Source organism: Acinetobacter sp. I-MWF (assembly GCF_025433935.1).
GTDB lineage: Bacteria > Pseudomonadota > Gammaproteobacteria > Pseudomonadales > Moraxellaceae > Acinetobacter > Acinetobacter guillouiae.
Genome location: NZ_JAMBAR010000084.1, coordinates 1 through 449 on the forward strand (window position 1 = coordinate 1; position 449 = coordinate 449).

Annotated in this window: 2 protein-coding genes; one reads left to right on the forward strand and one right to left on the reverse strand. The window is 63.9% G+C overall.

All coding sequences use genetic code 11. The features are described from left to right. On the forward strand, positions 1 to 190 hold a 190-nt coding region (locus M2R48_RS21510), incomplete at its 5' end, for a TonB-dependent receptor (protein ID WP_262087673.1). A 28-nt stretch (positions 191 to 218) separates the two neighbouring features. Here the strand turns inward: M2R48_RS21510 and M2R48_RS21515 are convergent. Next, a partial coding sequence (locus M2R48_RS21515) for a hypothetical protein (protein ID WP_262087674.1) occupies positions 219 to 449 on the reverse strand: 231 nt, incomplete at its 5' end.

The following is a 449-nucleotide window of genomic DNA, read 5'->3' on the forward strand; positions in this document are numbered from 1 at the left end:
GCTCGGGCTGCGCAGCAGTTGGGCGCTCAGCCGGGAAGTGGCGTTGTCGCTGAAAGTCGATAACGTGCTGGACAAGACTTACGCTCGGGCACGTTACAGCTATGACGATCCGGCGTTCCTGAACAATCAGGACTATCGGGAAGAAGGTCGGGTGTGGAGGGTTGGCGTGACCTGGACGCCGACGCTCTGATAGAAACGTCGGTGTGCCTGCGATTGCGTCAGCGGTTCGGCGCAATCACCTGACACAACCGCGCCAAGGCTTCCAACATCTGCCCGCTCGGCCGTTCCAGCCCCTTGTCCGGAACCAACAGCAAACGCCCCTGCGCCACCGCCGCCAGCTGCGGCCAGGCTTTCCAGGCATCCAACTGCGGTTGATCCGCCGCCAGAATCACCTCGGGGTTGCGCTGCAGCACCGACTCGACGCTGACCTGCGGCGCGGGCAGCGTGAG